Annotated in this window: 17 protein-coding genes; 12 read left to right on the top strand and 5 right to left on the bottom strand. The window is 61.6% G+C overall.

The genetic code is table 11. From position 1 onward, the window contains the following. The first annotated feature begins 52 nt into the window (after positions 1-52). Positions 53-1,213 carry an alpha-hydroxy acid oxidase gene (locus G9Q84_RS23480; protein WP_181644180.1) on the top strand — a complete coding sequence of 387 codons (1,161 nt, stop codon included), beginning with the start codon at positions 53-55 and terminating at the stop codon, positions 1,211-1,213. A gap of 192 nt (positions 1,214-1,405) precedes the next feature. On the opposite strand, the gene G9Q84_RS23485 is transcribed toward G9Q84_RS23480, so the two are convergent. Next, on the bottom strand, positions 1,406-2,332 hold the full coding sequence (locus G9Q84_RS23485; protein ID WP_181644181.1) for an alpha/beta hydrolase: 927 nt from the start codon (positions 2,330-2,332) through the stop codon (positions 1,406-1,408). Positions 2,333-2,494: 162 nt separating this feature from the next. Between G9Q84_RS23485 and G9Q84_RS23490 the strand changes: the two genes are divergently transcribed. The 6 genes from G9Q84_RS23490 to G9Q84_RS23515 all read left to right on the top strand — a co-directional run bounded on the left by G9Q84_RS23490 (position 2,495) and on the right by G9Q84_RS23515 (position 8,176). Then, positions 2,495-3,340 (top strand): SDR family NAD(P)-dependent oxidoreductase, encoded by an 846-nt coding sequence (locus G9Q84_RS23490; RefSeq protein WP_181644182.1) that lies wholly within the window; start codon positions 2,495-2,497, stop codon positions 3,338-3,340. Positions 3,341-3,375: 35 nt separating this feature from the next. Next, a complete protein-coding gene (locus tag G9Q84_RS23495; protein WP_032889423.1) occupies positions 3,376-3,963 on the top strand; it encodes an NUDIX domain-containing protein in 588 nt (195 codons plus the stop codon). Between the two features lie 88 nt (positions 3,964-4,051). Next, complete coding sequence (locus G9Q84_RS23500; protein ID WP_032889421.1) at positions 4,052-4,642, top strand: antibiotic biosynthesis monooxygenase; 591 nt, start codon at positions 4,052-4,054, stop codon at positions 4,640-4,642. Further along, positions 4,639-6,477: an amidohydrolase gene (locus tag G9Q84_RS23505; RefSeq protein WP_181639940.1), complete on the top strand. Its 1,839-nt coding sequence runs from the start codon at positions 4,639-4,641 to the stop codon at positions 6,475-6,477. The genes G9Q84_RS23500 and G9Q84_RS23505 overlap by 4 nt, the downstream gene beginning before the upstream one ends. 20 nt (positions 6,478-6,497) lie before the next feature. Then, positions 6,498-7,115 (top strand): isochorismate family cysteine hydrolase YcaC, encoded by a 618-nt coding sequence (ycaC, locus tag G9Q84_RS23510; protein WP_032889415.1) that lies wholly within the window; start codon positions 6,498-6,500, stop codon positions 7,113-7,115. 179 nt (positions 7,116-7,294) lie between these two features. Beyond that, positions 7,295-8,176 (top strand): LysR family transcriptional regulator, encoded by an 882-nt coding sequence (locus G9Q84_RS23515; RefSeq protein ID WP_095184514.1) that lies wholly within the window; start codon positions 7,295-7,297, stop codon positions 8,174-8,176. On the opposite strand, the gene G9Q84_RS23520 is transcribed toward G9Q84_RS23515, so the two are convergent. Both G9Q84_RS23520 and G9Q84_RS23525 read right to left on the bottom strand, forming a co-directional pair. Continuing rightward, the gene (locus G9Q84_RS23520; protein ID WP_095184515.1) at positions 8,163-9,200 is read right to left on the bottom strand and encodes an AraC family transcriptional regulator; all 1,038 of its coding nucleotides are present in this window, start codon (positions 9,198-9,200) and stop codon (positions 8,163-8,165) included. The two genes, G9Q84_RS23515 and G9Q84_RS23520, sit on opposite strands and share 14 nt — an antisense overlap. Position 9,201: 1 nt before the next feature. Continuing rightward, positions 9,202-10,116 (bottom strand): GGDEF domain-containing protein, encoded by a 915-nt coding sequence (locus tag G9Q84_RS23525; RefSeq protein WP_181644183.1) that lies wholly within the window; start codon positions 10,114-10,116, stop codon positions 9,202-9,204. A 382-nt stretch (positions 10,117-10,498) separates the two neighbouring features. On the opposite strand from G9Q84_RS23525, the gene G9Q84_RS23530 reads away from it, so the two are divergent. From G9Q84_RS23530 to G9Q84_RS23550, 5 genes are all read left to right on the top strand, one after another. Further along, entirely contained in the window at positions 10,499-13,012 is a 2,514-nt protein-coding gene (locus tag G9Q84_RS23530) for a TonB-dependent receptor (RefSeq protein ID WP_122764163.1), read from the top strand. Between the two features lie 144 nt (positions 13,013-13,156). Continuing rightward, complete coding sequence (locus G9Q84_RS23535; protein WP_032889402.1) at positions 13,157-15,022, top strand: phytase; 1,866 nt, start codon at positions 13,157-13,159, stop codon at positions 15,020-15,022. A 46-nt stretch (positions 15,023-15,068) separates the two neighbouring features. Beyond that, complete coding sequence (tolQ, locus tag G9Q84_RS23540) at positions 15,069-15,761, top strand: protein TolQ (RefSeq protein ID WP_032889400.1); 693 nt, start codon at positions 15,069-15,071, stop codon at positions 15,759-15,761. Between the two features lie 14 nt (positions 15,762-15,775). Beyond that, positions 15,776-16,222, top strand: a complete 447-nt coding sequence (gene tolR / locus G9Q84_RS23545; protein ID WP_181644184.1) for a protein TolR — start codon at positions 15,776-15,778, stop codon at positions 16,220-16,222. Then, positions 16,219-16,992: an energy transducer TonB gene (locus G9Q84_RS23550; RefSeq protein ID WP_181644185.1), complete on the top strand. Its 774-nt coding sequence runs from the start codon at positions 16,219-16,221 to the stop codon at positions 16,990-16,992. Before tolR ends, G9Q84_RS23550 begins: the two co-directional genes overlap by 4 nt. Positions 16,993-18,025: 1,033 nt before the next feature. Here the strand turns inward: G9Q84_RS23550 and G9Q84_RS23555 are convergent. Together G9Q84_RS23555 and G9Q84_RS23560 are read right to left on the bottom strand one after the other, a co-directional pair. Further along, on the bottom strand, positions 18,026-18,973 hold the full coding sequence (locus G9Q84_RS23555) for a D-isomer specific 2-hydroxyacid dehydrogenase family protein (protein WP_181644186.1): 948 nt from the start codon (positions 18,971-18,973) through the stop codon (positions 18,026-18,028). Continuing rightward, a complete protein-coding gene (locus G9Q84_RS23560; protein ID WP_181644187.1) occupies positions 18,970-20,139 on the bottom strand; it encodes an acyl-CoA dehydrogenase family protein in 1,170 nt (389 codons plus the stop codon). Before G9Q84_RS23560 ends, G9Q84_RS23555 begins: the two co-directional genes overlap by 4 nt. Positions 20,140-20,208 lie beyond the last annotated feature (69 nt).

A 20,208-nucleotide genomic window follows, 5' to 3' on the forward strand; every position in this document is an offset into this window, starting at 1 on the left:
GCGACCGTGGTGCGGCTACTCTCTGCGCTCAGTTCAGGGAGAGGTGACCTAGATGTCGTTGATCACAACCATCGAAGATTTACGCAAGCTGGCGCAAAAACGTGTCCCAAGGATGTTCTACGATTATGCCGATTCCGGCTCCTGGACTGAGAGCACCTACCGGGCGAATGAAAGCGATTTTGCCCGGATCAAATTCCGCCAGCGGGTGGCGCGCAACATTGATGAGCGCTCGATCCGCACCGCTATGATCGGCCAGGACATGGCCATGCCCGTGGCCCTGGCTCCCACCGGCCTTGCGGGTATGCAGCATGCCGATGGCGAGATTCTCACCGCCCGCGCTGCCGCCAGGTTCGGCCTGCGCTACACCTTGTCGACCATGAGCATCTGCTCCCTTGAAGACATCGCTGAACAGGTGGGCCAGCCGTTCTGGTTCCAGCTGTATGTGATGCGTGATCGTGGCTTCGTCGAGCAACTGATCGAACGCGCCAAGGCCGCTGGCGTAGATGCGCTGGTGCTGACCCTGGACTTGCAGATCCTGGGGCAACGGCACAAGGACCTGATCAACGGCCTGTCTGCGCCGCCCAAACTGACCCTGCCGAATATCCTCAATATGGCGACCAAACCGCGTTGGGTGATGGGCATGCTCGGCACCCAACGGCGCGGTTTCGGCAATATCGTTGGGCATGTGAAGGGTGTGGCGGACATGAGTTCGCTGTCGTCCTGGACCGCCCAGCAATTCGACCCGCGACTGAGCTGGGACGATGTGGCGTGGATCAAGAAATGCTGGGGCGGCAAGTTGATCATCAAGGGCATCCTCGATGTCGAAGACGCACGCCTGGCGGCTGATTCCGGTGCGGATGCCTTGGTGGTGAGTAACCACGGTGGCCGTCAGTTGGACGGCGCGCCGTCGAGCATCAGCCAGTTGCCGGCGATTGTCGATGCGGTAGGCGAGCGTATAGAGGTGTGGCTCGATGGCGGTATTCGTTCCGGCCAGGACGTACTCAAGGCGATGGCGCTCGGCGCTAAAGGCACCATGATCGGTCGTGCGCATTTGTATGGTTTGGGTGCGATGGGTGAGGCGGGCGTGACCAAGGCATTTGACATCATCGCCCGTGAATTGGACGTGTCGATGGCGCTGTGTGGCTATAACGATATACGCGATGTGAACCGTGAGATTTTGCTGCCGGGGACCTTTCCCGAAAGCATTGTTTGAGCAAAAAAATCGTAAAAATACGAAAAGAGTTGTCCACGAAAACCGTGGGTATCTCTGTGGATAACTTTGCAAGACCCCGGCGGGTATGGCGATTTAGGCCGCGGTCAATATTTGATCAACTTTCAGCGAGGCCCAGTATGGGCAGGGTTTGCGCTTGACAGCCAAGCGCGAACCCAGTGTCGAAAAGCTGTTTTATGACTCGCCCTTGCGCTCCGCGGAGTGCGTGACAGCGTGTGCGGGCATCTTGGTCTGCATCAAGTTGTCGAGAGCCTGGCGATAACTGCGACCGGCCAGACTCATGCTGTTGTTATGGCTGGCGCCGGGCACCAGCAACAGCCGCTTGGGTTCCTGGGCAGCTTCAAACAATTGTTGGCTGAAGCGCGGCGGCACGTAGCGGTCGTCGAGGCCATGCACCACCAGCAACGGCATATGGATGTCGGCAATCTTGTCGATAGAATCAAACTTTTGCGACAGCAACCAGCGCACCGGCAACGACGTGTTGGCCACCGCCGTCGCCACGTCTGCCAGGGAGGTAAAGGTGGATTCGATCACCAGGCCGCGCACCGGTCGAGGCGTTTGCTTGCCCAGTTCGGCAGCCAGGTCGATGGCGACCGCGCCACCGAGGGAATGCCCGTAGATCAGGCGCTTGCTCGGGTCTGGTTGCAGCACTTGGAAACGTTCCCAGGCGATACGCGCATCTTCGTACACGGTGGTTTCCGACGGCAGCTCGCCGCGGCTTTGGCCAAACCCGCGATAGTCGATGGCCAGAACCGAATAGCCGAGGGCATGCAATTGCTCGATGCGGAACAATTGCCCGGTGAGGTTCCAGCGTACCCCATGCAGATAGAGGATCGCTGGCGCGTCCTTTTTGTCCGCCGGGTACCACCAACCATGAATGTTCTGCCCCGACTTAAAACTGGCGGGCTTGAGTTCAAATTCCTGCACCGCCTTGGGCAAGCCGCTGTACCAACTGGCGGTGCCCGGTTCGATGCGAAACACCAGTTCGCGCTCCTTGTGTTGCAGCACGCTGCACCCCACCGGCAGGCCGACGATCAACAACGCCATGCACAGCAGGGGCAACCAGCGCAGGCTCAGGCGCGATAGAAAACGAGAGGGCATGAAGATTCCTGAACAAAGGTGAAGCTGGGGTTTTACCAGATGGCCTACACAGGCAGGTATAAATTCGACGGCCGCCCACGGCGATTGCTTGCAAAGTGTTACAGCGTTGAACAACCCGTACACCGGTTGTTAGGGTAGGCGGCCGAACAGGAGAGCAAGCACATGGATTTCACAGGTAAAACCGCCATCGTCACCGGCGGTGCGCGTGGGTTGGGACTCAGTTATGCACGGGCACTGGCCCTGGGCGGTGCCCGGGTGGTGATCAGCGATATCGGCGCCGACAAGGTGGGCGCCGGCAACGATGCCTCGGTGGTCCAGGCGGCGGCAGAAGCCTTGCAGGCCGAAGGGCTCGCGGTGATCGGACATGGCGGTGACTTGTCCACCAACGAGGGCTGTCAGCAACTGGTTGCGTACGCCATCGAGGCATTCGGTCAACTCGATATCCTTATTCACAACGCCGGTTGGGTGGGTTACCAGAACATCCAGGACCTGGATGCCGCGTTCCTGCAGCGGGCCATGGACATCAACCTCTACGCGCCACTTTGGCTGTGCAAGCACGCGTGGCCGCACCTTCTGCGCTCAACCGCGCCACGGATTATCCTCACCACGTCCGACCGCGCCATGTACGCACAATACGAGCAGACCGGCCTGGTGGCCTACAGCGCTGGCAAGATGGCGCAACTGGGGATCATGAACGCGCTGAGCCATGAGGGCGCCGAGGCCGGCATCCGGGTCAATGCGATCTCGCCGGTGGCCAAGACACGGATGTGGGGCGTGACCGATGAACCTGACGAACTCAAGCCGGATTGGGTAACCCCGGGGGTATTGTTTCTCGCCTCCACGCTGTGCGAGGACACGGGCTACATCCTGCGGGCCAGCAACGGTCAATTCACCGCAACGCGCTTCACTGAGAATCCCGGGGTGGACTACCCGCGCAACCTGGCGCGGATCAACGCCGGCAGTGCTGAAGAAGTCGCGGCCGCGTGGCCTCGCATCAAACAAGCGTGAACCCCCGATTACTCCTTGGAACAAAGAGCCCGACCATGGACAACAGCCCCGTTCGCATCACCGCCGAAGAGACCCTCTCGGACAACTGGTACCTGCTGAAAAAATACAGCTTCGACCTGCGTCGTCGCGACGGCAGTTGGCAAGCTCAGACCCGCGAGGTGTACGACCGAGGCAATGGCGCGACCATCCTGCTGTACAACCGCGCGCAACGCACCGTGTTGCTGATTCGCCAGTTCCGCATGCCCACCTTCGTCAATGACTACCACGGTTACCTGATCGAAGCGGCGGCGGGCTTGCTGGACAATGCCAGCCCCGAGGAGCGCATTCGCCTGGAAGCCGAGGAAGAGACCGGTTATCGCGTGGGGCAGGTTGAGAAGGTCTACGCGGCGTTCATGAGCCCAGGCTCGGTCACTGAGCGGATTCACTTTTTTATCGGCGAATACCAGCCGGGGGATCGGGTCAGTGGTGGCGGTGGCCTGGAAGAGGAGGGCGAGGACATCGAGGTGCTGGAACTGGGCTTCGAGCAGGCCCTGGCGATGGTGCAGAGCGGCGAGATCGCCGACGGCAAGACCATCATGCTGCTGCAGCACCTGGAGTTGCGTATGTTGAAAGAAGGCTGGTGACTTAAACAGCACGTACATTCAATTTTCCCACCCCCCATCCGCGGCAAACTCCCCTCATCGCTGACATTTCAAGGCAGAGGGGCACACCATGGACCCAGCACCACAGACGGGACCCGACGAAGTCGTCACCCTGGTCGTCAAACACTTGATCAAGCAAGGCCAGGAAGCCAACTACGAAGCATGGCTGCGCCGCATCGTGCGCATCGCCGGCGAGCGCCCAGGGCACTTGGGTGTCGACGTGGTGCGCAGCAAACAGAACAACCTGGCGCTATTCACTTGCGTATTGCGCTACCGCTCCACCGACGACCTGGAAACCTGGCTCGACTCCCCCGAGCGTAAAACCCTGATTGTCGAAGCCTCGCCGATGCTGGCCGATGGCGACAAGACCGAGATCGGTGCGGTCAACGAATTCTGGTTCGCGCCCCTGGCCGACAGCGCCGCCAAGCCGCCGCGCTGGAAACAGGCGGTCGTCAGCCTGTTTGTGATTTTGCCGCAGACCTTGCTGTTGCCGTTTATCTGGGGGCCCATCCTGCGTCTGCACCCGTTCCTGTCCAACTACGTGGTCTCCACCTTCCTGGTCACCCTGACCATCGTGCTGCTGGTGGTGTACCTGCTGATGCCGGCGGCTACCCGCCTGTTCGCACCCTGGCTTGAAGCCTCTGTAAAGGAAACCCTATGAACGCCGATCTGATTCTGTTCAATGGCCAGTTCCACACCGTGGACCGTGAAAACCCGCGCGCAACCGCCGTCGCCATCAGCCAGGGCCGCTTTGTCGCCGTCGGCACCGATGGCGAGGCCATGGCCCTGCGTGGCAGCGGCACCCAGGTCATCGACCTCAAGGGCCGCACCGTGATTCCCGGCCTCAATGACTCCCACCTGCACCTGATCCGTGGCGGGCTGAACTACAACCTCGAACTACGCTGGGAAGGCGTGCCGTCCCTGGCCGATGCACTGCGCATGCTCAAGGACCAGGCCGACCGCACGCCCACGCCGCAATGGGTGCGCGTGGTGGGCGGCTGGAACGAATTCCAGTTCGCCGAAAAACGCATGCCGACCCTGGAAGAGCTCAACCAGGCCGCGCCGGACACGCCGGTGTTTGTGCTGCACCTGTATGACCGCGCCTTGCTCAACCGCGCCGCCCTGCGCGTGGCCGGCTACACCAAAGACACGCCGAACCCGCCGGGCGGCGAGATCGTGCGCGACAGCAACGGCAACCCCACCGGCATGCTGGTGGCGCGGCCCAACGCGATGATTCTGTATTCGACCCTGGCCAAGGGCCCGAAACTGCCGCTGGAATACCAGGTCAACTCCACGCGCCAGTTCATGCGTGAACTCAATCGCCTGGGCCTCACCAGCGCCATCGACGCTGGCGGCGGTTTCCAGAACTACCCCGATGACTACGCGGTGATCGAGCAACTGGCCAAGGACGAACAGCTGACGGTGCGCATCGCCTACAACCTGTTCACCCAGAAGCCCAAGGAAGAACTCAGCGACTTCAAGAACTGGACCGGCAGCGTCACCCTGCATCAGGGCGATGACTACCTGCGCCATAACGGCGCCGGCGAGATGCTGGTGTTCTCGGCGGCGGACTTTGAAGACTTCCTGGAGCCGCGCCCGGATCTGCCCCTGACCATGGAGCAGGAGCTGGAACCGGTGGTGCGCCACCTGGTGGAACAACGCTGGCCGTTCCGCTTGCATGCCACCTATGACGAGTCCATCTCGCGCATGCTCGACGTGTTCGAAAAGGTCAACCGCGACATCCCGTTCAATGGGCTGCCGTGGTTTTTCGACCACGCCGAGACCATCACCCCGAAAAATATCGAGCGCGTTCGAGCCCTCGGCGGCGGCATTGCGATCCAGGACCGCATGGCGTTCCAGGGTGAGTATTTTGTCGAGCGCTACGGTGCCAAGGCTGCCGAAGCCACGCCGCCGATCAAGCGCATGCTCGCCGAAGGCGTGCCGGTAGGGGCGGGCACCGACGCCACACGGGTGTCGAGCTACAACCCTTGGACCTCGCTGTACTGGATGGTCAGCGGCCGTACCGTCGGCGGCCTGGAACTGCACGCCGAAGGTCTGCCGCGCCTCACCGCGCTGGAGCTGTTCACCCATGGCAGCGCCTGGTTCTCGTCCGAGCAGGGCAAGAAAGGCCAGATCAAGGTCGGCCAATTGGCGGACGTCGCCGCGCTGTCAGCGGACTTCTTCAGTGTCGATGAAGAAGCCATCAAGTGGATCGAGTCAGTGCTCACCGTGGTGGGCGGCAAGGTCGTGTACGGCGCCGGCGACTTCGAAGACTACGCACCGCCGCGCGTGCCGGTGCTGCCGGACTGGTCGCCGGTGGTCAAGGTGCCTGGTCACTGGCGTCCAAATTCGCCTTTGCAAGCTCAAGTACACCAATGCAGCGGCCCGTGCGGCGTGCATTCCCACAGCCATGAGAAAGCCCGTCTTTCCAGCGTGCCGGTCAGCGACTTCCAGGGTTTCTGGGGTGCGTTCGGCTGCTCGTGTTTTGCCTTTTAAACCCCCCAAGGAGTTAACCCATGACTTACAAGCGCTTGAACAAAGATGACGCCGTCGTACTGTTGGTCGACCACCAGACGGGCCTGATCTCCCTGGTACAGGATTTCTCCCCCAATGAATTCAAGAACAACGTACTGGCCCTGGCCGACGTGGCGAAGTTCTTCAACCTGCCGACCATCCTGACCACCAGTTTTGAAGGCGGTCCTAACGGCCCATTGGTGCCAGAACTCAAGGCACTGTTCCCGGACGCGCCGTACATCGCCCGTCCTGGCCAGATCAACGCGTGGGACAACGAAGATTTCGTCAAGGCGGTCAAGGCCACCGGCCGCAAGCAGATCATCATTGCCGGTGTAGTGACGGACGTGTGCGTAGCGTTCCCGACCCTGTGTGCCCTCGCTGAAGGCTTCGAAGTGTTCGTCGTCACCGATGCTTCCGGGACCTTCAATGAAACCGTGCAACAAGCCGCCTGGGCGCGCATGACCGCCGCCGGCGCCCAGCTGGTGAACTGGTTCTCCGTGGCCTGCGAGCTGCAAGTGGACTGGCGCAACGACATGGAAGGCCTGGCCAACCTGCTGTCGCCGCGCATCCCCAACTACCGCAACCTGATGAACAGCTACTCGGCGTTTACTGCCAAGTAACCGGTTTTCAAGCCTGTAGGTGATCAATGTGGGAGGGGGCTTGCCCCCGATAGCGGTGCCTCAGTCAAAGCTATTGAGACTGACACACCGCAATCGGGAGCAAGCCCCCTCCCACATTTGATTTGTGGTGTTGCGACCATCCAGTTATAAATCAGCCCATCGTCCACCGAGAAGCGACAATGAACCCCTTCGAAGACATGCGCCTGTTTTGCCAGGTCATGGAATCCGGCAGCTTCACCGCTGCCGCCGAACAATTGGGCCTGTCCAAGCAATTCGTCAGCCGCCGCCTGATCCAGCTGGAAGATCGCCTCGGCGTGCGCCTGCTCAACCGCTCGACGCGCCGGCTGGATGTCACGCCCCTGGGCCAGAGCTACTACGAATCCGCCTTGCGCCTGCTCGGTGAAGTCGAGCAAGTGGAGCAGGGCATCGCCGGCCAGAACAGCGAACCGCGCGGCACCATTCGCCTCAGTGCGCCGTTGTCGTTTGCCATGGCGCACCTGGGTTGCCTGTTACCGTTGTTTTTGCAGCGCCATCCCCAAGTGTCGGTGGAGGTCGACCTCAGCGATCGCCCCGTGGACCTGATCGGCGAAGGCTACGACCTGGTGTTGCGCATCGGCACCCTGGAAGACTCCACCCTGATCGCCCGCCGTATCGCCAGCATCCAGCGGGTGTATTGCGCCAGCCCCGACTACCTGGCTCTGCGCGGCACACCCTTGCAACCCGATGATCTGGCTCAACACGACTGCCTGCCTTACGGCCATGGCCGTCAAGTTCAATGGCGCTTCAAGGGCAAGGTGCAGGCGCTGAATGTCAGCGGTCGCATGCGCGTGAATAACGGTGAGCTGTTGCGTGACACCGCCATCGCCGGGCTGGGCGTCACTTACCTGCCGACCTTTATCGTTGGCGACGCGTTGAAGGACGGTCGCCTGATCACCATTCTCGACGACTTCGCCCCCGAAGCCCTGACCTTGTCGGCGGTCTATCCCCAACATCGGCAAAGCTCGCGGCCGGTGCAGGCGTTGGTAGAGTTCCTGCGCGAGCGCCTGGCTAGCGGCTGTTGAACAACTGGCGGATCAGGTTCGGGGTGCTGCCAGTCCAGCGCTTGAAAGAGCGTCGAAAGTTCGCCGCATCATTGAAGTTCAGGTACGCCGCCACTTCATCATTGCTGTAGCCCTTGACCTGGTACAGGTGCAGCGCCACTTGTTTGCGTACCCGGTCCACTTGCTGCTGAAAGCCAGTGTGGTGTTTGTGCAGTTTGCGCTTGAGGGTCGCCGGACTCATGGCGAAGGCCTGGGCCGCCTGTTCCAGGCTCGGCGGTTGGCGCACCTGCTCGCGCAAATAGTCGTAGAGGCAATCGAGAAAACTGCCGGCAAAGCCCAAATGTTCGATCTGTTCGCGAGCCTGCTGGCGCGCGACCTGGCCGGCGGTAGCCGAAGCCCCGGGCCAGGCGCGGGTGAGGTGTTCGCGGGGGATGCACATCATGTCCAGCGGGCGCTCGAAGCGCGTCTCTTCGCCCAGATGCACCCAATACTGCTCGACATAACGCGGCTCGGCATGGCTGAAACTGCACACCCACGGCAGACGCTCGCCGCTGAGCCATTGGCTCATGGCAACCAGCGACGTCATGCTCGCTTCCAGCAGAAACCGCCACTGCTCGCCAGCACCGCAACTGTCCAGCCAATACAGGTAGGCGTGGTGCTCATCCAGCTCCACTTGCAGGGTGACCAACGGGCTGAGCAGCACCTGTTGCTGAATAAGGATCTCCAGCGCCTGATGCAGATTCTGTGCATGGCCCAAGGCATGGCTGGCTGCGCCGTAATAGCCGGGCAGCAAGCGCTGGCCCAACAGAAAACTGCTGTCGTCGGCATCCAGCAGCTTTCGACTGTTACCGATCAGTGCCAGGAACTGCTGCGGGCTCAAGCGCGCCGTTCCGGCCAGGATGTCCTCATGGAACAGCCCGGTGCCGCGCAGCAAACGATGGCTGTCGATGTCACGGGACAGTGCCAGGTCAATCAGCGTGGCCGGTTGGTTGTGCCCTGGTATGAAGCGGCTGTCGGCCTCATACCAGTTGGTTTTCACCGCCATCTCAGGCGCTTTTCGCGAGAGGTTGCTTGGCCCTGGCCAACGCCAGGTTCAGGCGCTTGAGCAAGTCCTGGGGCGGCTCGTCCAGGGCCATTACTACCGCTGTGGTCGCCGCCAGTTGCAGGCGTTCGCCCTGTTGCCGGGTTTTGTGGGCCAGGCCATGTACCGCTTGCTGCAACTCCAGCGCGAGCTCTTTGGCCTGGCGCTCGCCGGTGTTGGGCAGCAGCACCACAAAGCGGTCACCGGCCAGTCGACAAAGCAAGTCCTGGCGGCGCAGATTGAGTAACAACAAATGGCTGAGGGCCTGGAGCACGGCGTCACCTTCGACATGCCCGTAGGCCTGGTTAATGGCGGCGAAGTTGTCCAGGTCCAGTGCCAGCAGTGACAGCGGTTGTTGCTGTTCGCGGCTGTCGTGCAGGCTGTCGGCCAATTGGCGCTTGAGGTAGTCGGCACCGGCCAGGGGCGTGAGTTTGTCGAACAGGCGGTGCTCGCGAAACAGCCGTTCGCGCTTTTCCATCTGCGCGCTGATCGCCAGTTGTTCGCGGTGCCAGTGGTAGATGCCGATGGTCAGCAGAATCATGCCCACCGGCATCGGCCCGGATTCCAGCCAGTGGTCCCAGGTGATGCTGTCAGGCAGGCGGATAAACTCATCGAGGCTGTCGATCCACCACGAAAAGAAGATGCACGACAGCCCCAGCGCCAGGTAATTGGTGACGCGCCCGGCGGGGCGGCTTTTAAGCACCAGGCCCAGCCACACCAGGGCGAGCAGGGCGGAACCGCCTTCGCCGAAAATATCCAGCCAGACCCACTCGCTGACGCTTTTCAACTCGCCGCAGGCCAGGTGCAGGATCAGCCCGGCGTTGGCGGCAATGAGCAAGAGCGCGAGTTTCCAGCGATGAGGTTTGAGCACGGAAAACATGGCCGCGGGTCCTTGGGCGAATGAGCGATGGGCGCCAGCACAGCAGATGGATGTGACGGTTGGATGACGGCGTGGGAGGGTCGAATCAGCTCAGCTCAAACACACTGGAGATCAAAAAATGTGGGAGGGGGCTTGCTCCCGATGGCGGTGTATCAGTCAACAGATAGGCCTGCTGACCCACCGCTATCGGGGGCAAGCCCCCTCCCACAGGGGATCTCCACAGGTCATATCAGCTCATTCCACGTCCGGGTTCGGGCAAAACCCCCGGTTTACGGGCCTCGCCGCCAACTCCTGTCACAGAACCGTCATCCCCCACCCCTAGCTTGCCCTCCCAGTTGCCGGGCCATTTGCCTGGCGCCAACGGATTCTTGGGGAGGATTTCATGTACAAGCGCACCGGGCTCGTCAGCTTCACGCTCACCGCCTTGGCCCTGGCGATTGCCAGCGAACGGTTGAGTGCCGCCGAAGCCACCACCACCGAGCATGTCGAAGTGGTCGGCCAGGCCGCTGCCATCGATCAAGCGCTTAAAGAGCAGCGCAGCTCTGACAGCATCAAAAGCGTGGTGCATGCCGACGGCGTGGCCCAGTTGCCGGATGAAAACGTCGCAGAAGCGGTGCAGCGTTTGCCCGGCATCAGCGTCGAGCGCGATCAGGGCGAAGGGCGATTTGTCAGCGTGCGTGGCCTCGGTCCGGACCTCAACAGCGTAACCATCAACGGCACCCTGGTGCCCGCCCCGGAAAGCGCGCGCCGCGCCGTGGCCCTCGATGTGCTGCCGTCAGAACTGGTGCAGTCGCTGTCGGTGATCAAGACCCTCACCCCGGACATGGACGCTAACTCCCTAGGTGGCACCGTCGACGTGCAGAGCCTGTCGGCCTTCGACCACAAAGGCCTGTTCTACACCGGCAGCACCGAAGCCAGTTACGACAAGAATACGAGTCAGACCAGCCCCAAATTCTCCGGCGCGGCGAGCAACCGCTTCAGCCTCGGCGACGGCATCGACAACTTTGGCGTAGCCGCAGCCCTAAGCTGGCAGAAGCGTGATTTTGGCTCGGACAACGTCGAAACCGGCGGTGCCTGGGACTTCACCGACGGCGCCAAACTCAATGAATTCGAACAGCGCGACTACGACATCAGCCGCGAACGCGCCGGCGGTGGACTGAACTTCGACTATAAGCCCGATGACCTCAGCAGCTACTACCTGCGCACCCTCTACAGCCGCTACAAAGACACCGAAACCCGCAACTCCACCAGCATTGAATTTGCCGACCCCCAAGCCGCTGGTGAACTGGGCGACGCTGAAGCCAAGCGCAAGCTGAAGAACCGTGAGGAAACCCAGGAAATCCAGTCCTACGTGTTCGGCGGTGAGCGCATGCTTGGCCTGTGGACCCTCAGCGGTCAGGCCGGCTACAGCCAATCGAGCGAAGACAGCCCGGCGCACATCGCCGGAGCCACCTTCGACGGCGGCGACTTTGCCAACAGCGGTTTCTACGACAAGGACAAGCCACGGCCAATCATCGGTGCCGGTTTCTACGACCCAAGCAACTTCACGCTCGACAAAGTTGATTGGGAAAAACAGAACACCAAGGACACCGAGAAAAACCTGCGCCTGGACCTGGCCCGCGACTACGACCTGAGCGGCTATGCGTCCCAGGTCAAATTCGGTGGCAAGGTGAGTCGCCGTAATAAGGACAATGACCTGGAGGCCTGGGTCTATAAGGACTTCGACACCCTTGGCTACACCGCCGACCAGCTCAACCTGACCCAGTTCCAGAAGGGCAGTGTCGACTATCGCTTGGGCAACTACGGGCCAGGCATCAGCGCCAGCGGCATCAAGCAACTGATCGGCAGCCTCAATGCGGCGGACTTTTATGACGAGACCGAGTCCCGGGTCAACGACTTCACCATTCGCGAAGACATCAACGCCGGCTACCTGATGAACACCATCGACATCGACGACTGGCGCTTTATCGCCGGCCTGCGCTACGAAGGCACCGAGTTCGAAGCCAAGGGTACCGGCGCCACCGATGGCGTGTTCACTGCCACCGAGACCAAGCGCCAGTATCACCACTGGCTGCCGGGCCTGCATGCGCGCTACCAGATCGACAAAAACACCCAGGTGCGCGCGGCCTGGACCAAGTCCGTGGTGCGCCCGACCTTCGGCCAACTGGCGCCGGGTTTTGTGATCGACGATGACGAAGCCACCTTTGGCAACCCGGACCTCAAGCCCCTGGAATCGAGCAACCTCGACCTTGGCATCGAGCACTTCATGGGCCGCGCCGGCACCGTCTCAGCGTTCGTGTTTTACAAAGACATCAAGAACTTCGTTTACAACACCGACGTGGCCGGCACCGGCGCCTGGACCAACTTCTCCGAGGCCCACACCTACGCCAACGGCGACAGCGCCAAGCTCTATGGCCTGGAACTGGCCTACTCGCAGAAATTCGACTGGCTGCCCGCGCCCTGGAACGGTCTGCTGATCGGCGCCAACAGCACCTTCAGCCGCTCCAGCGCGGATATCGAAGGCTTCGACGCCGCCAGCGGCACGAACCGCAAACGCAACATCAGCCTGCCGAACCAATCGGACACCGTCGGCAACCTGATGCTCGGTTGGGAAGACGACAAGCTCAGCCTGCGCCTGTCGGCCAACTACAAATCGGCCTACCTGTATGAACTGGCCTCGATCAACGACAAGGCCCACGACCTGCATGTGGACGCGCAGACCTTCGTCGATTTCAGCGCGCGCTACTCGCTGACCAAGAACCTGCAAGTCAGCTTCGAGGCCCAGAACCTCACCGATGAGTCGTACTTCGTCTACACCGGCCACCGCAGCTACAACGGCCAATACGAAGAGTACGGCCCGACCTACAAGCTCGGCCTGACCTTCACCCATTTCTAACTCACACCTCGATTCCAATGTAGGAGGGCGCTTGCTCCCGATAGCGGTGGTTCAGTGAATACATCTGCTGACTGACACACCCTCATCGGGAGCAAGACCCCTCCCACATGGGAACTCCATTGTTTTCGAAGGATTTGTTTGTACATGAGAATCTCCACGTTGTACTTGCTGATATCGGTGTTGACCTGCACTCATGCACTGGCTGCCGACCTGACCCTGACGCCTTGGGCGACATCCCTGAACGCCGAAGCAGTGGCTTTCCTCCCCAGCACCCCCGAGCGCCTGGCCGCCAGCACCCGCGACGGCCTGCAACTGCTCGACGCCAAAGGCACTGAACTGACCCGGTTCAAAGGCAACTTCAGCAGCCTCGACACCCGCACCGCAGGCGCCCAGGTACTGGTCGCCAGCCTCGACAATGATCGTCAACAAGCGCTGTTGATCACCCTCGACGCCGCCAGCAAAACCTGGGGCAAACCGCTGTACCTGCCGGCCCGCGATTACCCGGTGAACGGCCTGTGCCTGTACCGCGATTCAGCGGCCAACCTGTTTGTGTTTTTGGTGGGTGAGGAGGGCAAGGGCGAGCAATGGTTGGTGGGCAATGGCGCGACGCTGCTGACTGAACCCCAGCGTGTGCGCGGTTTGCCGCTGCCACCATCGGCGCAGTTCTGCCAGGTGGACGACGGGACGAATCAACTGATAGTCAATGAAGAAAATGTCGGCTGGTGGGCCTACCCGGCGCACCCGGAAGCGGACGTGAAACGCACCCCGGTGGCGGTGTTCGATAATCCCAAGCGTGAAGCCGGTGCCGTCGCCCTGGTGCCGGGTGGCGTGGTCGCGCTCGATCCAAAGACTGCGCAACTTCACCTGTTCCAAAGGACGGGCGAGCGCTGGGTGGAACAGCCGAGCCTGAGCTTGCCTGGCCTGAAAGAACCCGAGCAATTGAGCGTCAACGGCCAACAGCTGCTGGTACGCGACGACGACAGCGGCACGCTCTACCAGGGCAAGCTCAACTGGCAGGCCAAGCCTGTAGCGGCCGATCCTGTACTGCCGGAAGTCGCCGCCGTGCGCCAAACCGACCCAGTCGGCCGCCAGGGTGATGCGGCGGATGATCCGGCGATCTGGATTCACCCCGACACCCCGGCCAAAAGCCGCGTGCTTGGCACCAATAAAAAACAAGGCCTGTTGGCCTATGACCTTGACGGCAAGCTGTTGCAGGAATTGGCGGTCGGACGCCTGAACAACGTCGACGTCCGCCCCAACTTCAAGCTGGGCGCCCAGACCGTGGATCTGGCCGTCGCCAGCAATCGTGATCACAACAGCCTCAGCGTATTCAGCATCGACCGTCAGAGCGGCGAGTTGCGCGAAGCCGGTGAAGTGCCTACGCCGCTCAAGGAAATCTATGGCATCTGCCTGTATCAGCCCGCCAGCGGCGAGATCTATGCCATCGCCAACGGCAAGGACGGCACCTTCCTGCAATACCGCCTGAGCGCCCCGGATGGCCGTGTGCAAGGTGAGCTGGTGCGCCAGTTCAAGGTCGACAGCCAGCCTGAAGGCTGCGTGGCCGACGACCAGCGCCAGCGCTTGTTTATCGGCGAAGAAGACGTGGGGGTGTGGGCGGTGGACGCTCGTGCCGATCAACCGGCCACCCTCACTAGCGTGATCAAGGTCGGCCCGCAGTTGCACGCGGACGTCGAGGGCCTGGCGCTGTATCAGAGCGACAAACGCGACTATTTGGTGATCTCAAGCCAAGGCAACGACAGCTACCTGGTGGTGGATGCCGAGCCGCCGTTTGCGATTCACGGTGGGTTTCGCGTCGGCCTTAATGCCGCCGCCGGTATCGACGGCGCCTCGGAAACCGATGGCTTGGAGGTCACCGCCATCAACCTGGGCGGGCCTTGGAGCCAAGGCATGCTGGTGGTGCAGGACGGCCGCAAGCGCATGCCCGAGCAAACCCAGAATTTTAAATTCGTACCGTGGGCTGACGTGACCCGTGCGCTGAAATTGCCGTGAACCGTCATCACCCCGTCATCACTTTTTAATCGAATAGGACATCACCATGCACGCGACGATGGAACATATGACGATCTGGGGCCTTATCAGTGACGCCAGCCTGTTGGTCAAGGCGGTCATGATCACCTTGCTGCTGGCGTCGTTGCTCAGCTGGTACCTGATCATCCAGCGCGGCAGCGTACTGCGCCGCCTGGAGCGCCAGTTGAATGGCTTCGTGCAGCGCTTTCGCGCAGCGTCGGACTTGCAACCGCTGTACCGCGAAACCGTGCAGGCGGGCGAGGGCGGGATTGCGCCGATCTTTATTGCCGGCGTCCAGGAATACCAGCACCTGCACAGCCATGACCCTGCGGTGCTCGAAGGTGTTGAGCGGGCCTTGCAGGTGGCGATCACCGAGCAGGAAATCGAACTGGAAAAGGGCCTGCAATTTCTCGCGACCGTGGGTTCAGTCAGCCCGTACATCGGTTTGTTTGGCACGGTGTGGGGGATCATGAATTCCTTTATCGGTTTGTCCCAAGTGCAACAGGCCACGTTGTCGACAGTGGCGCCGGGCATTGCCGAAGCGCTGATCGCCACAGCCATCGGCCTGTTTGCAGCCATCCCGGCGGTGATCGCCTATAACCGCTTCGCGGCGCGTGGCCAGACGCTGCTCACCCGTTACTACGCGTTTGGCAATGAGCTGCAAGTGCGCCTGCACCGCACCCTGCGCGGTGCGCCGATCAACCTGGCCGTGGCCGCCTGAAAGGAGCAACTCCCATGTTAGTCAGGCCGCAACGCAAGCACGGGCCCAAGGCCGAAATGAACGTGGTGCCGTATATCGACGTGATGCTGGTGCTGCTGGTGATCTTCATGGTCACCGCGCCAATGCTGACCCAGGGCGTGAAGATCGAGCTGCCCAAGGTCGCCGCCGAGGCGCTGGCCACCGATACCCGCCAGCAGATCCTGACGCTGTCGGTAAAGGCCGATGGCGGCTACTACTGGAACCTCGGCGGCGAGCTCGACACCCAGCACCAGACCGACAGCGCCGTGAGCCTGGACGAAATGGGCGCCAAGGTCATGCAGGTGGTGGCGGCACGCAGTGACACCCAGGTGTACATCCGCGCCGACGACAACGCCGGCTACGGACGTGTGGTTGCAGCCATGGCGGTGTTGCAAAAAGGCGGTGTCAGCAACGTGGGGCTGGTGACCGAGGCCCCGCAATGACGGCGATGATCATGCACAGTCCGACGCTTGTGATGGAACCCAGGGATACCTCCGGCGTGTGGCGAAACAGCTTCGCCGCCAGCCTGGCGGGGGCGCTGCACGTGGGCGTGTTGGCGGCGTTGATGGTGGGCTGGTCGACGGAAAAACCGGTGGTGGAGGCACCTCGGGTGATGCACACGCAGTTGGTCATGCTGCCGCCTGCACCGGTGGCAGTACCAGAACCGGTGGTTGCTGCACCGGCACCTGCGCCGCCGGAGCCGGTGGTGATTCCGGTACCAGTGAAACCTGCGGTCGACCCCCGAATCCAGGCGCAAAAACTGGAGAAAGCCGCCCTGGCGCGTAAACGCGTCGAAGAAAAGAAAATCGAGCAACAACAGGAACGCCTGGCCACCGAACAACGCACCCGCGAGCTGGAACTACAGCGCCAGGCCCAGGAGCGATTGGCTGCGGAAAAAGCCCGCGTCGCCACACCTGCGCCTGCAGCGGCACCGACCTTTGACAGCCGCCAATACCAGCCTCTGAGCAAGGAAGCGCCGGACTACCCAGAGCGTGCTCTGGACAAGAACATCGAAGGCGATTGCACCCTGGAGTACAGCGTCAACACCCAAGGCCGCGTGGAAAATCCCAAGGTGTTGGACGGCTGCCACCCGTTGTTCATGCGTCCTTCACTGGCGGCGGCGAACACCTTCCGCTATCAGCCAAGGATCGTTGATGGCAAGGCTGTTGTGGTGCCGGCTGTGAGGAATACGTTTCACTACCGCATCAAATGATCCGTTCGGTTGGCAATGCTGCTGTTGTGGTGAGCTGGTTTACCGCAGGTGGTGTTTCCGATGGCGGCCTTAAAGCCGACCAAGATGTTGGATGGGATCGAGTGTATATCCGTTGCTGCGGTAACGGCCGCCTGTGGTTCCGCTCTTACAGCGGGTCACTTTTGTAAAGGCACAAAAGTAACCAAAAGGCCTTCGCCCCACCACTCGGCACCTCGCTTAGGCTCGGTGTGTCCGTAATCCGACATTGATTTGGGGGGCCGCCGCCACGCGCCATCCATGGCGCAGGGCGGCTAAACCGGCATCCCTGCCGGTTTACCCCCCAAATCAATGTCGAATTCCGGCTATCGTGGTTGACGGGGCGATTTCAGATCAAAAGCAAGGCCGCGGCGGCCTTAGAGCCGACCGGGTTCTCAGCTCCAACTCCGTCCAAATGTGGGAGGGGGCTTGCTCCCGATGAGGGGGTGTCAGTTGATGCAGTTGTGACTGACCCACTGCTATCGGGAGCAAGCCCCCTCCCACAGTTTGATCTCCATAGATCAGACAGATAGGTCCTAGCCTGCTGTCCTGCTTTTGCTCTGTTTTTGATCTGTTTTTGATCTGTTTTTGATCTGTTTTTGATCTGTTTTTGATCTGCTTTAGATCTGCTTTAGATCTGCTTTTGATTTGGCTCTTACATCCTTTTCGCTGACGAAGTCAGCGGTCTTTTGATCTGCGCTTTTGATCTTGATCTCAGGCGCCCCGTCAAACACGCTGGCCGAACGCAGGCTTGAATCCGTGGGTAACCCGGCAGGACGCCGGGTTAGCCGCGCTGGGCCATGGATGGCCCATCGCGGCGGCCCACGGATTCAAGCCGGAGTGCGGGCACACCGAGCCTAGGCGAGGTGCCGAGTGTTGGGGCAAGAGCCCTTTGGTTACTTTGGGGCTTTTCCAAAGTGACCCGCCGTAAGGGCGGAACCAATACCCGCCGTTACCGCATAAACGGATATGTACACCAAAAAACCGCAATCCAAACAACCCCCACCTTCAAACGGCATCACCCATTAGCCAGATTCACCAATTCCACACCCAAAACATAACGCTCCAGGTTCGCCAAAAACGTATCAGCAATCTCATTACGGCTATCGGTCGATATCGCCGACGTATGCGGCGACAACCTCACCCTCGGATGCGTATACAACGGGTGCCCATCCGGCAACGGTTCCGGCTCGGTCACGTCGAGCGATGCCAGGCCGATTTGCCCGTTATCCAGCGCTTCCAGCAGCGCCTCCTGATCCACCAACCCGCCGCGCGCAATGTTGATCAAATGCAGCCCCGGCTTGGCGCTGCCCAACACGTCCCGATCGACGATATGGCGCGTAGCCTCGGTCAGCGGTGCCGCCAGCACCAGGTGGTCGGCGCGGGCGAACAGGTCGTGGATGTCCCTGGCCGCCTCGACCCCGTCGATCCCGAACGGTGTCGGGCTTTGGCGCAGCGCAACCACCTTGATTCCCAGCGCGTGAGCCTTCTGCGCCAGGCGTTCGCCAATCGCACCAAAGCCGAGAATCCCCAATGTGGTGCCCTTGAGCGGACGCAGCGGGGTGAAATTCCACTGTGAATCCTTCACCCAGATATCCGGCAAATGCTTGGACGCGGCAAAGATCGCCGCCAGGGCGAACTCGGCCAGGTTGTCGGCGGCGCTGCCCCGGGAGGTGGTCACCGGCGGGCCGTTGAACAGCCATTGCGGGTAGAAGTCGATGCCCGATGAGACCAAGTGCACCCATTGCGCGCCGTAGGGCCAGCCTGGCGGCGGGGTCTCCGGGGCGGTGTAGCCGCGCACGTTGATCGGACGCAGCAACAGGATATTCGCCTGGGGCGGCAGGTCGCTTGGCACGCCCACCGGAACGCCGATCACCTGGGCTTCGGGGTGGACCGTGCGCAGGCGAGCGCGGATCACGTCGTTGTAGTCTTCGTCCAACTGGCTGGCAATAATCACGTGAGTCATGTGCGTTCCTTCTGGCGTTGGGCGAACACGGCTTTACCGACGCCTTGCAGCACTGCATCGTTCTGGGGGGTATGTACGCGACTGCACAGCACATCGCGGTAGTGGCGTTGCAGCGGGCTATGGCGCGACAGGCCAGGGTTGCCGGAAGCCTCAATGGCCAGTTCCACCGCGCGAATAGCGTTGTGGGTGACCAGGTACTTCAACTGTGCGGCGTTGGCGGCCGGGGTGTGGCCGTCGGCGGCGGCGTCGAGCAGGCTGCGGTTGGCGAACAGCAGGGTGTCGATATGCCCGACGGTTTCCTGAAAGCGCGGCAAGGTCGACAACGCCGCACCGAGGTTGGACGGCGTGCGTTCTTCCAGCCAGTTCACCAGCCAGTCCCGCGCGGCCTGGGCCACGGCGTCGTACACCGACGAGAGCAGCACCGACATCCACAGGAAACCCTCCGCATCCAACTCCGGCTGCGGTGCGCTCCAAGGGCTGACACTGACGGCGTGGTCCAGCGGCACCAGCACGTTGTCGAGCACCACTTCATGGCTGCAGGTGGCGCGCATGCCGAGGTGGTCCCAGGTGTCGATGATGCTCACGCCGGGGCTGTCCTTGGGCACCAGCCAGGCGCCCACCAGCGGGTCGGCGTCGTCACTGCGTGCCCACACGCTGAACCAGCTCAGGCCATGGCTGCCGGTGGAGTAGATCTTGCGCCCACTGATGCGCCAGCCTTCGGCGGTGCGCACCGCAGTGGTCGCGGGCAGGCCGCCACGGGCCGGGGTGCCGAGGTCGGGCTCGACGCGCAGGGCGTTGATCAGCGCACCGTTACGCACTGCGTCTTCGGCGACTTTCACGCGCAGGTGCTGGGGCCAGGTTTTGCTGTCTTGCAGGCGTGTGTGTTGCAGGTATTGCATCACCAGGATCAGCGCGGTGGACGGCTCGCCCTTGGCAATCGCACTAATCGCCTTGCGCGCCTGAGGCAGGCTGGCACCGCCGCCGCCCAGGGTTTTGGGCACGGTGAGGGCGACCAGGCCGTGTTCATGCAATAGCTGGAAGTTGGCGTGGGGGAAGGCGCCGCTGTCATCGTACTGCGGCGCGGTACTGGCCAGCTCGGCGGTGAGGCGTTCGAGCAAGGCTTCAAAATTGGCAACTTCCACGGAGCGTAGAGACGGTTGGGTCATAAGAATGTACTCGGTCAAAAATATGGGCGGGGCGGCGCGACGATTCGACTTGCCCCTCCCACAGAGGAT

Origin of the sequence: Pseudomonas sivasensis, assembly GCF_013778505.1 — a bacterium.
Taxonomy (GTDB): domain Bacteria; phylum Pseudomonadota; class Gammaproteobacteria; order Pseudomonadales; family Pseudomonadaceae; genus Aquipseudomonas; species Aquipseudomonas sivasensis.

Bases quoted from the DNA above. Each gene is read 5' to 3' on its own strand.
- G9Q84_RS23520 (WP_095184515.1), bottom strand. From the start codon at position 9,200: ATGGCGGTGAAAACCAACTGGTATGAGGCCGACAGCCGCTTCATACCA.
- G9Q84_RS23485 (WP_181644181.1), bottom strand. From the start codon at position 2,332: ATGCCCTCTCGTTTTCTATCGCGCCTGAGCCTGCGCTGGTTGCCCCTG.
- G9Q84_RS23480 (WP_181644180.1), top strand. From the start codon at position 53: ATGTCGTTGATCACAACCATCGAAGATTTACGCAAGCTGGCGCAAAAA.
- G9Q84_RS23495 (WP_032889423.1), top strand. From the start codon at position 3,376: ATGGACAACAGCCCCGTTCGCATCACCGCCGAAGAGACCCTCTCGGAC.
- G9Q84_RS23505 (WP_181639940.1), top strand. From the start codon at position 4,639: ATGAACGCCGATCTGATTCTGTTCAATGGCCAGTTCCACACCGTGGAC.
- G9Q84_RS23550 (WP_181644185.1), top strand. From the start codon at position 16,219: ATGACGGCGATGATCATGCACAGTCCGACGCTTGTGATGGAACCCAGG.
- G9Q84_RS23525 (WP_181644183.1), bottom strand. From the start codon at position 10,116: ATGTTTTCCGTGCTCAAACCTCATCGCTGGAAACTCGCGCTCTTGCTC.
- G9Q84_RS23515 (WP_095184514.1), top strand. From the start codon at position 7,295: ATGAACCCCTTCGAAGACATGCGCCTGTTTTGCCAGGTCATGGAATCC.
- G9Q84_RS23490 (WP_181644182.1), top strand. From the start codon at position 2,495: ATGGATTTCACAGGTAAAACCGCCATCGTCACCGGCGGTGCGCGTGGG.
- G9Q84_RS23530 (WP_122764163.1), top strand. From the start codon at position 10,499: ATGTACAAGCGCACCGGGCTCGTCAGCTTCACGCTCACCGCCTTGGCC.
- tolQ (WP_032889400.1), top strand. From the start codon at position 15,069: ATGCACGCGACGATGGAACATATGACGATCTGGGGCCTTATCAGTGAC.
- tolR (WP_181644184.1), top strand. From the start codon at position 15,776: ATGTTAGTCAGGCCGCAACGCAAGCACGGGCCCAAGGCCGAAATGAAC.
- G9Q84_RS23500 (WP_032889421.1), top strand. From the start codon at position 4,052: ATGGACCCAGCACCACAGACGGGACCCGACGAAGTCGTCACCCTGGTC.
- G9Q84_RS23535 (WP_032889402.1), top strand. From the start codon at position 13,157: ATGAGAATCTCCACGTTGTACTTGCTGATATCGGTGTTGACCTGCACT.
- G9Q84_RS23560 (WP_181644187.1), bottom strand. From the start codon at position 20,139: ATGACCCAACCGTCTCTACGCTCCGTGGAAGTTGCCAATTTTGAAGCC.
- ycaC (WP_032889415.1), top strand. From the start codon at position 6,498: ATGACTTACAAGCGCTTGAACAAAGATGACGCCGTCGTACTGTTGGTC.
- G9Q84_RS23555 (WP_181644186.1), bottom strand. From the start codon at position 18,973: ATGACTCACGTGATTATTGCCAGCCAGTTGGACGAAGACTACAACGAC.